The organism is Paenibacillus sp. FSL H3-0310 (genome assembly GCF_038002785.1).
Lineage (GTDB): Bacteria > Bacillota > Bacilli > Paenibacillales > Paenibacillaceae > Paenibacillus_AQ > Paenibacillus_AQ odorifer.
In genome coordinates this window covers 4,196,706-4,211,515 of sequence record NZ_JBBODC010000001.1, presented here as the reverse complement: position 1 = coordinate 4,211,515, position 14,810 = coordinate 4,196,706, and the positions used below count along the sequence as shown (strand labels likewise).

14 protein-coding genes are annotated in these 14,810 nt (G+C 39.8%); 10 read left to right on the top strand and 4 right to left on the bottom strand.

The window, feature by feature from the left end:
• Nucleotides 1-13 precede the first annotated feature (13 nt).
• Nucleotides 14-2,095, top strand: coding sequence for a glycoside hydrolase family 36 protein (locus tag MHH63_RS19150; protein WP_341172013.1), 2,082 nt, complete (start codon nt 14-16; stop codon nt 2,093-2,095).
• A 77-nt stretch (nt 2,096-2,172) separates the two neighbouring features.
• On the opposite strand, the gene MHH63_RS19145 is transcribed toward MHH63_RS19150, so the two are convergent.
• Nucleotides 2,173-2,946 carry a sensor histidine kinase gene (locus MHH63_RS19145; RefSeq protein ID WP_076184251.1) on the bottom strand — a complete coding sequence of 258 codons (774 nt, stop codon included), beginning with the start codon at nt 2,944-2,946 and terminating at the stop codon, nt 2,173-2,175.
• A 17-nt stretch (nt 2,947-2,963) separates the two neighbouring features.
• Nucleotides 2,964-3,713: a LytR/AlgR family response regulator transcription factor gene (locus tag MHH63_RS19140; RefSeq protein ID WP_076184252.1), complete on the bottom strand. Its 750-nt coding sequence runs from the start codon at nt 3,711-3,713 to the stop codon at nt 2,964-2,966.
• 182 nt (nt 3,714-3,895) lie between these two features.
• Here MHH63_RS19140 and MHH63_RS19135 point away from each other — a divergent pair, with 182 nt between their 5' ends.
• From MHH63_RS19135 to MHH63_RS19100, 8 genes are all read left to right on the top strand, one after another.
• Nucleotides 3,896-5,623: an ABC transporter ATP-binding protein gene (locus tag MHH63_RS19135; protein ID WP_341171957.1), complete on the top strand. Its 1,728-nt coding sequence runs from the start codon at nt 3,896-3,898 to the stop codon at nt 5,621-5,623.
• A 77-nt stretch (nt 5,624-5,700) separates the two neighbouring features.
• A complete protein-coding gene (locus MHH63_RS19130) occupies nt 5,701-5,880 on the top strand; it encodes a CLI_3235 family bacteriocin precursor (RefSeq protein ID WP_036684027.1) in 180 nt (59 codons plus the stop codon).
• Between the two features lie 40 nt (nt 5,881-5,920).
• Nucleotides 5,921-7,378, top strand: a complete 1,458-nt coding sequence (ccpM, locus tag MHH63_RS19125) for a Cys-rich peptide radical SAM maturase CcpM (protein WP_341171956.1) — start codon at nt 5,921-5,923, stop codon at nt 7,376-7,378.
• Nucleotides 7,378-8,499 carry a TIGR04066 family peptide maturation system protein gene (locus tag MHH63_RS19120; RefSeq protein ID WP_081387796.1) on the top strand — a complete coding sequence of 374 codons (1,122 nt, stop codon included), beginning with the start codon at nt 7,378-7,380 and terminating at the stop codon, nt 8,497-8,499. The genes ccpM and MHH63_RS19120 overlap by 1 nt, the downstream gene beginning before the upstream one ends.
• Nucleotides 8,500-8,515: 16 nt before the next feature.
• Nucleotides 8,516-8,800, top strand: coding sequence for a hypothetical protein (locus tag MHH63_RS19115; RefSeq protein WP_036684022.1), 285 nt, complete (start codon nt 8,516-8,518; stop codon nt 8,798-8,800).
• 1 nt (nt 8,801) lies between these two features.
• Nucleotides 8,802-9,437: a DUF6033 family protein gene (locus MHH63_RS19110; RefSeq protein WP_341171955.1), complete on the top strand. Its 636-nt coding sequence runs from the start codon at nt 8,802-8,804 to the stop codon at nt 9,435-9,437.
• Between the two features lie 114 nt (nt 9,438-9,551).
• On the top strand, nt 9,552-11,051 hold the full coding sequence (locus tag MHH63_RS19105; RefSeq protein ID WP_341171954.1) for a S8 family serine peptidase: 1,500 nt from the start codon (nt 9,552-9,554) through the stop codon (nt 11,049-11,051).
• Nucleotides 11,052-11,655: 604 nt separating this feature from the next.
• Nucleotides 11,656-11,913: an AbrB/MazE/SpoVT family DNA-binding domain-containing protein gene (locus MHH63_RS19100; RefSeq protein WP_036684015.1), complete on the top strand. Its 258-nt coding sequence runs from the start codon at nt 11,656-11,658 to the stop codon at nt 11,911-11,913.
• 104 nt (nt 11,914-12,017) lie between these two features.
• Here MHH63_RS19100 and MHH63_RS19095 read toward each other — a convergent pair whose 3' ends face one another.
• Both MHH63_RS19095 and MHH63_RS19090 read right to left on the bottom strand, forming a co-directional pair.
• Complete coding sequence (locus MHH63_RS19095) at nt 12,018-12,527, bottom strand: PadR family transcriptional regulator (protein WP_036684013.1); 510 nt, start codon at nt 12,525-12,527, stop codon at nt 12,018-12,020.
• Nucleotides 12,528-12,623: 96 nt separating this feature from the next.
• Nucleotides 12,624-13,787 carry a YhgE/Pip domain-containing protein gene (locus tag MHH63_RS19090; RefSeq protein WP_339281887.1) on the bottom strand — a complete coding sequence of 388 codons (1,164 nt, stop codon included), beginning with the start codon at nt 13,785-13,787 and terminating at the stop codon, nt 12,624-12,626.
• Nucleotides 13,788-13,980: 193 nt separating this feature from the next.
• Between MHH63_RS19090 and MHH63_RS19085 the strand changes: the two genes are divergently transcribed.
• Complete coding sequence (locus MHH63_RS19085) at nt 13,981-14,706, top strand: HAD family hydrolase (RefSeq protein ID WP_051491308.1); 726 nt, start codon at nt 13,981-13,983, stop codon at nt 14,704-14,706.
• Nucleotides 14,707-14,810 lie beyond the last annotated feature (104 nt).

Here is a 14,810-nt window from a genome sequence, read left to right as displayed (position 1 = left end):
TGTGAATAGCAAAATGATTGAAATCATTGAAAATGGACTATATCTTACGATTGAAGTTACGGAAGATCAGGATGTTCGGCTGTTGCATTTTGGAGCGGCACCTTTGGAAGCAGCCATAGCGGATAAGAACAAGCAAGGCTTCCGGCTGCTGGAGCTGCAATTATCGGGCGAAGACCGCGCCGAATATCACGGGCGCACACACCGAGCATCCTATCCGGGTCTTCGGATGGTATATGCGGGGCACAGCGATAAAGTGAATGCGCTCGGACGTAAACTGGAGTTTAGCTTGGCTGATCCGATTTCGGGAATCCAGGCAGTGCAGCATTTTCAGTTCTACAAGGGTGTGCAAATCGTTCGAAGCTGGACAGTGCTAAAGAATGCTGGAGAAGCTGAGGTGGCAGTGGAATACATCTCCTCCTTTGCTCTTACAGGTGTAGACAAAGAGGGGGGCGGGGAGCGCAATGATAAGATTGAAGTATCCCTTGCTCACAGCGGATGGCAGAGTGAACTTCAGTGGCGGACCTACCGCCTGCCTGAGCTCGGAATGTATCATTTGGCAGACCGTGGCTCCAAACGAATTGCCGCAAGCAATACAGGCTCTTGGTCAGCATCGGAACTTCTGCCGATGGCGGTTTTGCATAATAAGGAGAGCGGGACAAGCCTGTTCTGGCAGATTGAGCATAACGGCTCCTGGCATTGGGAGCTGACGGATCAATACGATCAGCTTACACTGCTGGTCAGCGGACCTACAGAACATGACAACCATTGGTGGCTGAAGCTAGCTCCCGGTGAAGAGTTTACTTCAGTACCAGCAGCTGTAGGTGCAGTGCGGGGAGGATTTCAGGGCGCGGCAGAACAGCTTACGGTATATCGCCGGATGATCCGCAGACCTAATGAGGATAATGAGCTGCTGCGGATTATTTTTAATGACTATATGAATTGCCTATGGGGAAGCCCAACGACTGAGAAGCTACTGCCTTTAATTGATGCTGCCGCAGAAGTAGGTTGTGAATATTTCTGTATTGATGCTGGCTGGTATGCACCCGGAGAGTGGTGGGATGGCGTAGGCCAGTGGGAGCCTTCCAGCGAACGGTTTCCGGAAGGGATTAAATATGTGCTCGACTATATCCGCAGTAAAGGGATGATTCCCGGACTATGGCTTGAGCTGGAGGTTATGGGCATCAACAGCCCGAAGCTTGCGGAGACTGATGACAGCTGGTTTTTCATGCGGCATGGTAAAAGGGTTAAGGACCGTAGCCGCTATCAGCTAGATTACCGCAACCCGAAAGTCATTGATCATGCAAACGGTGTTATTGCGCGTCTGGTTGAGCAGTACGGTGTAGGATACATTAAAATGGATTACAACATCAATGCAGGCATTGGGACAGAAACGGATGCGGACAGCTTCGGAGATGGGCTGCTACAGCATAACCGCGCTTATCTGGCTTGGTTGGACAGCATCTTTGTTCGTTATCCGAAGCTTGTAATCGAGAACTGTTCCAGCGGGGGAATGCGCATGGATTATGCGATGCTCAGCCGACACAGCATCCAGTCTACTAGCGACCAGGAGGATTATGTACAGTATGCGGCCATTGCCGCAGGTTCTCCGGCAGCGCTGACACCGGAGCAGTCCGCAGTTTGGTCTTATCCGCTGCGCGAGGGGGACGATGAGGAAGTCATCTTCAATATGGTTAATGCGCTGTTGCTTCGTGTACACCAGAGCGGTCATTTGGCGGAGCTTGAACCCCACCGCAGAAGTCTAGTTAAAGAAGCGCTGGATTATTACAAAACCATTCGCAGTGATATCCCACACGCCACACCTTTCTGGCCACTCGGCCTGCCGGACAGTGAGGGCGAATGGGTCAGCCTTGGCCTGCGGCGCGGCGAACGACGGTATGTCGCGGTATGGCGGATTGCCGGAGAAGCTGCGAATGTCCAATTGCCGATAGAAGAACTGAAGGGACTTGAACCAGCGATCACCTGTGCCTATCCTCAGCAGCATAGCTCAACCTGGAATTGGGATAAATCGGCAGGGGTTTTGACGGTGGCGCTCCCACCAGGAAAAACAGCGAGATTGTTTGAGATTACTTCGTAAAGCTTGCGGCGGGCCTGCTCTCCTTCAATCTGATGTTTGGGGAGCGGTCGCTGTAGCTTGCTAGGGAAATAGTTTATTCACTGCCTTTCTAATTCGGTCAGGATTGGCGTATCTGCTGAAAGTATGTTTAGAAAAGGCAGTACAATGATAGTTTCGAATTCATTATTTTCAGCGTTAGTAACCAGATGACCTCCGTATTTTTCGGTGACACTTTGAATATTTGTTAAGCCGAATCCGTGAAAAGCGGGATTCTCTTTAAAATTATGCTGTACTATAGTGCTAGAATCGTTCCGTGAGTTGGTGACTTGGATAAACAATGAAGTATCAGTAGTGAAAATTAGCAGCAGAATAAATCTATCTTCTTTTTTGGGAACTCTTGCAGCGGCGTTTAGAGCATTATCCAGCACGTTCCCGATCACGGTACATAAGTCAAACCGATCAATATCAATAGCTTCGGCGTGTATATGAATATCATAATTCATAGCAATTTTGTGTTCACAAGCAATATTTAGCGCGTTACCAATTAAAGAATCAATTACCAAATTACCTGTTGATAGTTTTAGAGAAGGCTGATGAATTTGACCGAGCATTGAATTAATATGATGGATAGATTCCTGAATCTCATTCTTCTGAATACAAGTCCGGACATATACCAATTGCTTGTTCGTATCATGGATAACTTGTTTGATGCTTGTAAGGGAATGTGCGGTTTTTTCATAGCTGTTGTGTTGATAATCCATTTGTTTATGTAATTGCAGATTTTCTTTAGTCAGTTTGGCATTTTCATTAATTTTACCGAATAAAAGGATGGTTTCTCTGATTAGCAGAATAAGCAACATCATGATTACCATTGATAGATAAAGAGTCGTCATCCTCGTTCTTTGAATTGTGCAATCATATAATAGGCGTAGGCTTCTTTAACCTCTTTTGCCTGAGTACGGCCAATAGGAAACTGCTCTTGATTGTGCATGATTACGGAAGTAGCTGTAAACTTATGGACATGTTCCAGATTAACAATAACGGAACGATGAATAAGCATAAACGGACGGTTTAGTTTACTTATATATTCTGAAATTGTACCTGAAATTATGTAATGCTGCATTGAGGTAATGATCTTTAGCCGGTTTTTAGCCAAGGAATGTTTGATTTTAACAATCGCAATAACGTCAGAATTTTTGATCACGATATGTCCATCTTCAGTTTTAATCATTAGAAACCTATTTACAGAAGAAATGATATAGTTACATAGCTTTATTATCTTTGCCTCAAAATACTCATAGTCTACCGGTTTAATCAAATAATGGAAGGGTTGCACATCAAAGCTGTTCATTACGTACTGCGGATAGTTAGTCAAAAAAATAATTTGAACCTCTCGATCCGGAAGTGCACGGATTTTTTTTGCAACCTCGATTCCATTTAATCCTCTCAGTTCAATATCCATTAGAAGTATATGAAAAGGATAACTACTCTGTTGATTATAATAGTGAAGCAATTCCTCACCACAGGTAAAATATTGAATCTCGAAAGAGTAAGCCGTGCTTTTCATAAGTCTTGGGAGATATTCCTTTAGCAACTCGTGTTCCTTTTTCTCGTCATCACATACGGCTATGCGTAACAAAGTCATTCCCCCCATAATTAAATTTGTTAATCTTCAGAGATACAAAAACCTGACACAAAACGTCATTCAGCCTCCTATTTCAACCATTAGCTACCAAATTACCCCAAATATTCTTTTATATGATATATTGATAGCGTTCTCAATGTCAAACCGAAGCTTGAAAGTAGAAGAGGATATATTCTATGAATGATAAGAATACCCTTAAAAAACTTATCAGATTATTCAAACCGCATAAAAAGAATTTATGTTTTATTTTTCTGCTCTTAATATTTTCTACTTTGATTAGTTCCATTTTGCCGATGTTCAACAAAATCATTATTGATGAAGGATTTATGAAATCAGATGTTAGAACCATTATTTTAACGGCAATCTACATTTTTCTTTTGTCAATGTCTAGTAGCTTTTTAGATTTGCTCAAAGAAAAACAAAGAATAAAAATAGCTTCAAATATTATCTACTCCTTGCATAAAGCTGCATTTGATCTACTTATGAAAGTGAAAGTGAAATATTTCACTGATAAAAACTGCAGTGAAATTTTAAATCGCGTTAGTACCGATATATCGAATATTTCGCAAATAACGGATGGTAGCATGCTTTTTATTGTTAGTCAGTGTTTTAGTTTGGTAGGAGGAGTTATTGGACTTTTTATCATAAGTTGGGAACTTACACTCATTGTGCTTATTTTAATCCCTATAGAATATTTTATTTTGAAATCGTTTGCTAAAAAAAGAAAGATGCTTGCGGAAAAATACATCACGAAAGATGGAGAATATTCGCATTGGTTTGAGGATAGTTTGAACGGTGTGAAGGAGACAAGGCTTTTTAATTTATTCGTTTTCAAAGAAAAAGAATTTGCGGACAAGCAGAATCAAGTAATAACCTCCCATATGGGAATCAGTTTATTGGACAATTGGCGGATTACTGTGGAGAGATTTCTAATTGGAGGACTAGTTCTTCTTATATATGCTTCTGGATCGACGATGATATTAGATTCAAAGCTTTCGGTAGGAAGCATATTTGCTTTTATTACCTACAGCGCTTATGTAACCACTCCTATCTCATCGATGTTGAATATTGGATACTTATTGTCGGGAATAATGCCTTCTGCCCGAAGGTATTATTCGTTGCTCGAGGAAGAAATCGAAGCTTGTGATGTAGAATCCGACAACATTGGTATGAAGCGACTCAATCCTTTTGGGAGCATTCAGTTTGAAAATGTAAGCTTTGCTTATGATACTGAACTGATCTTGTCAAATGTGAATTTCACGATTGGCAGCCATGAGAAAGTGGCCATTGTAGGAATGAATGGTTCGGGGAAGTCTACAATCCTAAATTTAATCCAGAGGTTTTACGAACCACTTGCAGGACGAATTTTATTCGATGGAGTGGATATTAAGGCTATTAATTTGAATGAATATCGGGAATTAATTTCGACCGTTAGTCAAGAGGTATATCTTTTTGACACAACCATCGAAAATAACATAAAACTTTACAGTGAAACCCATGATGAGCAGTATAGACAGGCTATTGAGGCTACCCAATTATTAGAGAAGAATACAAGCCAGTTTAAGAATTATGTCGTAGGTTCTAATGGGAACAAGTTGTCCGGTGGACAAAAACAAAAAATCGCGATAGCCAGAGCATTAGTAAAAAGCAGGCCCATGGTGATTTTTGATGAAGCGACCTCCAACCTTGATCTTCACTCTGAACAAGCAATTAACCATCTATTAGATACAGTACTCAGTAACAATACAGTGATTATAGTCAGTCATAGGCCGGAAATTCTGAAGCATGTGGATAGAGTAATCTTTTTAGAAAAAGGTCGGGTATCCGATATTGGACTTCATGAGGAGTTGTCCTATACAAATGAAAGGTATCGGCTCATCACTCAACAGCATCAATTCGTTTAATGGGTTTACCCTTCGAGTGATTTAAATATCAAATATTGATATTTAGATAAATACGATTTGAAAGGAGGAATAGGCATATGAAACAACTTGTAAAAAGAACAAATGCAAATTATGAAACGTTGGAGGCATATGCAGCTTGCAGTGCATGTCCTTGTTATGCATGTACATGCAATGCCAGCGGATCAAACAAAGCAGCCATGAAACAAGTAACCTATACTGGTAACTCCATGAAGATGACTGCTATTGGAATCGGGTAGTAAGTGCAATCTTAAGTATAGCTAAGAGCAGGATGGCTAAATGGCTTTATTAAAAAAGCTGTCCTGCTTCACTTTTAGAGTGGGGGGAGTTCAGGTGCCAGTATTTCATTTATTTGAAACGGTAATGGGAAAATATATGTTCGATGCGAATGCAAATACATTTCTTAAATTAAATGAAAGATCTTATCAGGCTTTGTTGAACTATAGAAATTCAAACTTTGAACAAGTGGAACCGGAGATTCAAAACTTATTTGATTCCGGTTTTTTGGCGGAGAAACAGGATTTTGAGATGATTCATCCCATGAGCGACTCTTTGCAGCACAATTTAAGCAGAAGCGTTGGCTCGATAACTTTGCAGGTCACGCAAAACTGTAATTTAAGATGCAGCTATTGCGCGTATTCAGGGAGCTACTTACACAGAGTACATACCAATAAGAGAATGAAAAAAGAGGTTGCTTTGAAAGCAATTAAGTTTTTGATTGAGCACTCCGTAGATTCTCCAATTATTAATATTGGATTTTATGGAGGAGAGCCCTTACTGGAAATGGACTTAATAAAAGCTTGTGTTGCTTATGCCAGAGAACAAAGTGCGGGCAAAGAACTAACGTTTAACCTTACTACAAATGCAACTTTAATTACCGACGAAACCTTAGAGTTCTTATCTTCTAATGATTTTAATTTAACGATCAGCCTGGACGGCGATGAAGTCGCGCATGATAGAAACCGAGTTTTTGCGGTAAATAATAAAGGTAGTTTTCAGACTATTATGGATAATATTGAAAATATCAAAAACAAAACACCAGACTATGTTGATAAAGTGATGTTCAATGCAGTTATTGATCCAAATTCAGATTTTAGCTGTTCCACAAACTTTTTTTCAAACTATGAGACCGTAAAAGACTTTGCTGTTATGGCAAGTGATATAGCAAGTAGCTACAAAAAAAGTGAGTCCTTAATCAATGACAGTTTTATCAAGATGTATAATTACGAAGTTTTCAAATTATTTCTTTATAAATTTGATAGGCTTAAGAAAAATGATGTATCCAAGCTGGTGATGGAAAGCTTTGATCAAATCCAGGAGAATGTCCATAACAGGCTTAGAATCTCTTTCTATGATGTAAAAAAAGACCATCATTCCGGACCGTGTGTTCCAGGAGTACAACGATTGTTTGTGAATGCTGACGGTGCTCTGTATCCCTGTGAAAGAGTTAGTGAAGCATCTAGTGTAATGAGGATTGGGCATATAGATACAGGCTTTGAATTGGATAATATCCGGAACATACTAAACATTGGAACAATAACGGAGAAAGAATGCAAAGAGTGCTGGGCCTTTAGATATTGCACTTCTTGTGCAATGGCCGCCGATGATATCAGTGAGTTTTCTGCTGCCAAAAAATTAAGTATCTGCAATAAAGTTAAAGAAAACACTGAGAGTTTGTTTAAAGATTATTGCGTACTAAGAGAGTTAGGCTACGACTTTGATAAAGAAAAAGTGTAATGGGGGAGACAATGGTGAAAAAAAGAGCAATTGTTTATCCATATCATGCAGATTTCGGTCCGGTCGTCAGATTCTCCAATTTACTGGGCAACTATGAGCTTGTTTCATTAATGGCACCTTTAGGTTTTGGACTGAATGAAAAAGATGCAGCGTACAGCTATTATGGTGAGGATGTGGGTATAAAAGTTAAAGATTCTTTTTCAGATGCTGAATTTGATGTGTTAATGATTTGTGAATTTGAATGCAGTTTTGAAAAAGTGGTGTTCCCGACAATTATCAAAGCCGCAGAGATGGGAAAAGATATTGTTCTGCTTAACAGATGTGCTGATCATGAAGTTGAAATGGTAAAGAAGGTATGCCTGAAAAATAATGTGGAACTCACAAGTTTTTTTGGAATTGACATTGACAGAACGAAAGTAGAACTCGTTGAGAAAATACTGCTGGATATTAATGTTCCGATAATCTGCGTGGCGAGTCTTATGGAAAAATCCAATAAATTTGATGTTCAGCTTAGCCTAAGGGATTATTTCTTGAAAGAAGGGTACAAAGTAAGTCAAATTGGGACAAAATCTTATTGTGAGATTATGGGATTTCATTCTTTTCCTGATTTTATGTTTAATCATAAAGAAGCGGAGATAGATAAAATATTTCTTTTTAATCACTTCTGTAAATATATTGAATTGAACGAACGACCTGATGTAATGATTATCGGAATTCCAGGCGGGACAATGGTATATAATAATCTGTTTACCAATAGATTTGGTATTACTGCATTCGAGGCGGCTAGTGCAATCCATCCGGATGTCGGTATTATGAACTTGACCTATGATGATTTTAATGGAGAGTTTCTCGATAAGATATGTGTGTCAACAAAGCATAAATTAGGTTTTGATATTGATTGTTTTAATATGTCAAATCATAAATTTGATACGGGCAGAAGCAAACAGGATAAAGAATTGAAGTTTTTTACGGTTGATTCTAAGTTGGTTGATGAAAAAATTGCAAAAATATCGCTAGAGTCAGTGGTTCCTCTGTTTAATTCGTTAAATGGGACAGACACTTTGAAATTAGCAGAATGCTGTGAAGCTCTATTGTTACAGGAAAATATGCAAATCGTATAAAAGAAGGGTGATATTTATGGATCTGGATCAAGTGCGTGAACAGATAAACGAAATATTATTCGACGTAATGGGAATGGACAAGATCAAGCTTAATGAAAACTACTTCTATGAAGATTTATTGGGCGAGGCGATGCAGTTCTCACCACGGGATTTGTTGGTTCTATTTGTACATATTGAGGAAAAACTAAAAATACAAATTCCGGAAACCGATATATTAAATGGATGCTTCAACAGCCTAGATCGAATTAATAATACAGTTTGCCGCATTCTACAGGAAAAAAGAATAAGGGAGTTGGTTTAAGTTGTTGAATGTAGCTTCACTCAGTAGCCTGAATCGTGCGGGGGCTGCAATGGTAATCCAGAAAAATAAGAGTTCAGAGATTTCATTTCAAGACGCGCTATCGACATCGAGTTCGGAAGCGGTTTTGATGGAATTGGAAAAAAAATTCGACATTAAAATCAACGTTCAAGCCATACCAAAGAACAATGAAGCAGTGAAAAGTGTATACTCTGGTAGTGTTGGCAAAGGGAATGTAACCATTGCTCCAAATATACTGAATCAGTCGGCAACAGATTCACAAATGCAAAAAAGGGTAGAAGCAATTATTCAGGATCATTTTGATTCCAGCGCTAATGATAAACCCGGTGATGCCAGTGGCGTCATTATACATCCGGATGGAACAGCTACTTTTTGGGTGATTGGTGATTATTTAACACCTGCCGAGCGGGAGAAGATTAATAAAGAAGTAGAGGCAGATAAAAAGAAAAAGGCGGAGCAGTTAGACTCGTTGAGTAAATTAAGTAGCAGCTCTAGCCTATCACAATTCGGGTTATTTATTGACAACTCCAATAATGGTGAAGAAGATAGCATGTATTTAAATAGTGTGCTACAAGCTAGTCTGGATTCGATGCTGCGGAAAAAGAACCTGTTTAATTAAATGATTAATCACTTTTTTAATCATGACTACCGTCTGGGTCAATGGATTTGTGACCAATGAGGCGGTTTTATTTTTGTCGATCTGTAAAAGGAGATGATGAACATCGAAGCTAAAGTGAAAATTGCCGTGATTGATGATGGTATCAACGAATATTTGCTAGGTGAACCGGTTGTTCAACAGTTGATCTTCAATGAAGATTTCACAATAGACGCTTATACAATAGACAGTCCCGAAAGAATAACTCACGGCACCATCTGCGCAGGCATAATTAAGCACTATTATCCGGAAATCTATATGTATAGCTTGAAGATATTGTCTTCTACCTTAAGGGGAAATATCCAGAAGTTGTATAGTGCACTAGAATGGTGCGTTCAAAATGATATCCAAGTTGTAAATATCAGCTTGGGAAGCCATTGCTCAGCGGATTTATTAGAAACGCAGAGAGTTATAAACAAGGTTGCTGGTCAAGGCTTAGTTATTGTAAGTGCCGCAAGTAATCATAATTATATTACATATCCAGCTTCTTTTTCAAACGTTATAGGCGTTAAGAGAGAGGTAAGCAACACGCTGCACGAAGGGGAGTTTTATCTCAATGATAATATCATCGACGGTATAGAATTTACGGCTTTTGCTAGACATCATTTGAATGGTAAAGAGTGCAGCAACTCGAACAGCTTTGCCGCGCCCATGATTACAGCCAAAGTATGTGAACTCATTGGTAAATCTCACCTAACTAACTTGCAGCAAATAAAACTCATGTTGTCGAAAATGGCAAATAACTATAGGGACGATAAACACTTGTTTATTTGCTATGCTGACCCTGATTGGATAAGTGATATATTAGTATGCTATGTGAACGGAAAATGCAAATTGGACAATCTGAATCTTTGCGTTAACATACACGGTGAAATTGTCGTTCCCGCTGAGTCGGTTTATGATGCTGTTGATGCAGCCCTATTGGCTTACAATGAAAATATTGAGACTCTCGTTGTGATCAGCAGAGATCTTTACCCTGATGCTTATGTTGAATTACAGTGGATTGCTTCGAAATACAATAAAAATGTAGTGTTTATTGACAATTACCAAGGAAAAGATATGAACAAGATAGTTAACAATCAGTGTACTAACATTAAGTTATGGCATAGCTTATTCAAAATACACAACATTTACACACTTAACAGCACCCCGTTGCTGATCGAAGAGCCAATGGTTTCTATTTACATCCCTGCTGACACTGACTTTGAAGTTATTCTCTGGTTAAAAGGGCAATTTAAAAATAATAACTATAACAGTTATTTTGCATCGAATCACCCTATCGGAGTTTTATACGGAATAGACTATGTTCCTGAGACAAACTCAGCGCAGACATCTTCCTATTTTTCCTTAATTCTGAATAAGAAATCTTACGATATCGCGATATATGTCTTATATGGCTATGATATTTCGGATAAAATAGAAACGGATATTGAAATAGACATTGAACCATTAAACGGTTACTTTCAAGCAACTTTTGCTGTAAATGGCTTATGCCAGGAACGTATTATCAATATTAAACAGATTGATGAAACCTTTATCAGAGAACTATATAATTCTATAATTTATTTACTCTCTTAATGGGGGACAAAAATCATCAAACACTTAGAATACTCTCCATTAATAACTTCTTTGCTAGCCCCTCGTTAGTCGACTTCCGGATTCATCGTATTTACACTACAGTGATATCATCAGCCTTATATTTACATGAGGATTCGATACACACACTACTCATAGCGAATTTATTATTCCAATGATAGATCCTATTTAAGTTTGACTTACTAAACATCTGGGTAAATGACGGAGTAGCGTTCTTGCTAGTTTTCGACAATTTCCTACTTACTGTGATTGCGGATAAGCGGAGTGACAAGATTTACAAATAGATTAACGAAGGTATTTTAGGGTAGAATTGTCATCAAGTAGGGTTACATTCTGGGTGAATTTCGACATTCCAGAGAATCCCCTATTTTTTTGTGTTCTGACATGGCTTCAAATCTTGGTGCTCAACAGATATCATACATTGTCGAAATTTTGTCGAATAATATCATATAATGTAGAAAAATAATTGACAGGAAATGAATAGAACTTTAGAATTAGGTAGTAGCGTAATCATTACTATCATATAGAAGCGTACATAGCTTTTAGCAAGAATGATTATAAATGTGACTTCAAGGGAGGATGTACGATGATGAAAGCAACAGGCATAGTAAGAAAAGTGGATGAATTGGGACGTATCGTAATTCCTATTGAACTGCGTAGAACAATGGGAATCGACATAAAAGACCCGCTCGAGATTTTTGTAGACGCTGAAAAGATTATCCTTAGAAAATATGAGCCAACTTGTATCTTCTCCGGAAGCTCAGAAAACCTGATCAATTTCAAAGGTAAAATGGTAAGCAAAGATGTTCTTGATGAACTTATTGCAAGCTTTGATAGAGCATAATCCATATACCACATATGATTTCAAAAAAAAGAACCGGTATTACAAGCACAAGATGTGCATGTAATACTGGTTCTTTTTTTATGGTGTACTTTGGAAAGCGGGTTTTATTTAGACTCTAGCACACTTTGGATTTTTTTGATAAAAGCATCATATTGTACGAGGCCTAGCTCCATGCACAACTTCTGGTAGGAAGATAACTTGTAATCTAGCTGGTTCAACTTCTGTTCCAGATCGTCGTACATTGCCTGCTTTTCTATCAATGCTTGCCGAAGCAGATTATCTATGTTCTCTTTGTCCGTCTTTTCCCCAAAATACAGGTGCATAAAAAAGTCAGAACGCAGAACATCTTTTTCGGCTGGTGATTGTAGATAAGCGTGGAACTGATCCAAGCCGGCAGAGGTAATGGTGAATACATTTTTGTCGGGTTTGCCTTCCTGTCGCACAGATTCTTTAGTGATCAGATTCAGCTTTTCCATCTTGCTTAGGGTAGGATAGATCGTGCCATAGCTGGCATCGAAGAAAAATGAGAAGTATTCCTCGAAATGTCGTTTTATCTCGTAACCAGAATGAGGTTTTTCGCTTAAAATCCCCAGAATAACATCTTGTATGTTCATAAATCATTGCCGCTCCTTTCTTTCACTTCCTACCATATCACAACTGCATATCGCTCTCAATTTGAAATGGCATAGCCGGAGTGGCAAACTGTATAATTACGCATTTACTGGCACGGGCTCTTGTTCTCGTGAGATCCGAGTTTCTTTACGGAGGAAAGTGACAAGTACGCTTAATACAGCAATTGTTGCCCCAATACAGAGTAAATAGAACATATCCTTCCATACCCCGTTACCCCCGATAACCAGGTCGAGCATACCATTAACTGCATAGTAAGCGGGCGAAAAGGGACCGATCCAGTTATAAAAAGGTGAAAGCACATCGCGTGGAATAGTTGCTCCGGACGCTAACATTTGCATGGAGAGAAGCGCAATATTTAGCCAGCCGCCAGCATCCCCGAGGAGCAGCAGACTAAACTGAGCAAGGATCATACAGGAGAGAATTACCGTGAACTCGAACAGCCACATAAGCAGAAAGCCACGATTAGAGTGGATACCGAGTGAGTTAACCATGATAGTTCCCACGAGTGAGATAAGCACAGCCGTTCCACCCATTATGACAAATCGGGCTGCAAAGCGATTCCATTTACTAAATTGTCCAGACAAGTTGGAGGAAGCTTTATGGAGATTCATCGCGAGTAACATAGCACCGGTAAATGAGGCGGTAACGATCATTAAGGGAACCATAGTTTGTGCAAAATTAGTTGTAGGGTTAATGATTTCGACGTTGGCGGAAATGCGGCTGCTTGCAGCACTTTTGATGATCTCCGCTTGTGCTTGCGGCAGATTCATAGCTTCCAAGGTGTGGCTTAGTGCTGAATTACTGCTTTGAGTGTTCATTGCTGCCGTGACTTTAAGTGCTACCGACTGCATCACATTGCTGACCATCTGCGGATTAGATTCATTTAAGAAGTAGTGGAGTTCAGTCTTTGCAGATGGATTACTGATCTGTCCAGTGAACCCTTGGGGAATATTGATAATCATGCGGATTTCTCTATGCTCAAGTGCTTCTTTTGCATTTTCTAGTTGGAGATCCTGTCTGGTTACGAACTGAAGTGATCCTGCAATCCCATCGACTATAGGCTGGGCATTTGTACCATCCTCATTAACAATAGCAATGGGCAACTGATCTACCCGATCCGTTACATGATCGTACCCTGTAATCCAAATTAAGCTGAAAAAAACTTGGAACAACAGTGCAGTTATAATTCCAATGATGGTAGCAGGCTGCTTGAGGAAGCGCATGATTAATTGATTTGACATGGTTATTTCTCCTTTATATTTCAAGTTGTAATATTACAGATTGAAATATAGCATAACGAAATATAAACTGCAACAGAAAAAGCTAAGAGCATGGACATTACAAAGCGATTTCATATATCATAGGGCTTGTACTGGAAATATCGCACAGATGAATGTCTTACCTGAAGCTGAACAGAATGGGGAGGAACAACAGATGAGTAACGAAGTACAAGGAACGGAACAAAACGTGGTTCATGCGAAACTGAACAAGCCAGAAGCGATTGTATTTGATATGGATGGAACATTGTTCCAGACTGAAAGTCTTTTATTGCCTGCATATCATAAAATGTTCGATATTTTGCGGGAAGAGGGACTATACGTAGGACCTACACCACCAGAAGAACGTATTCTAGGCTGCTTAGGGATGTTGCTGGCAGACATTTGGAAGAATGTTATGCCTGAAGCAGATGAAGCCGTGCACCGCCGGGCGGATGAATTGCTCCTGCAGCTGGAGATTGAAGGGCTTGAAGCCGGAGGCACACTACTGTATCCACAGGTGGTTGAGACACTGACAGCGCTTAAAGAGCGCGGAGTGAAGCTGTTTGTGGCTAGCAACGGGCTGGAGGATTACATTCACAGCATCGTTGTGGTGCATGAGCTTAAGGCGTTGTTCGAAGGCTTGTATAGTGCGGGAGGTCAAGGCACTGCGACTAAGACCGAGCTGCTACGTATTCTTTTGGATAATCATGGTATCAGCAGTGCCTGGATGGTTGGGGATCGTTCTTCTGATGTTCAGGCAGGTAAAGGAAATGGCCAGACCGTAATCGGCTGCGCCTATGCAGGCTTCGGACGTCAGGATGAGCTGAAGGGCTCTGATGTCATTATTACCTCCTTCGACGAATTGGTTGACTTATACGACAACGCAACGATTAGTGAATAAGAACTTACGATGGGGAGTTTGCTTAGCTTACAAGCAAGCGCTTGATCAAAAAAAGGCATCCTTGAAGAAGGGTGCCTTTTTATTTTCAATACTCCAAATGCAGG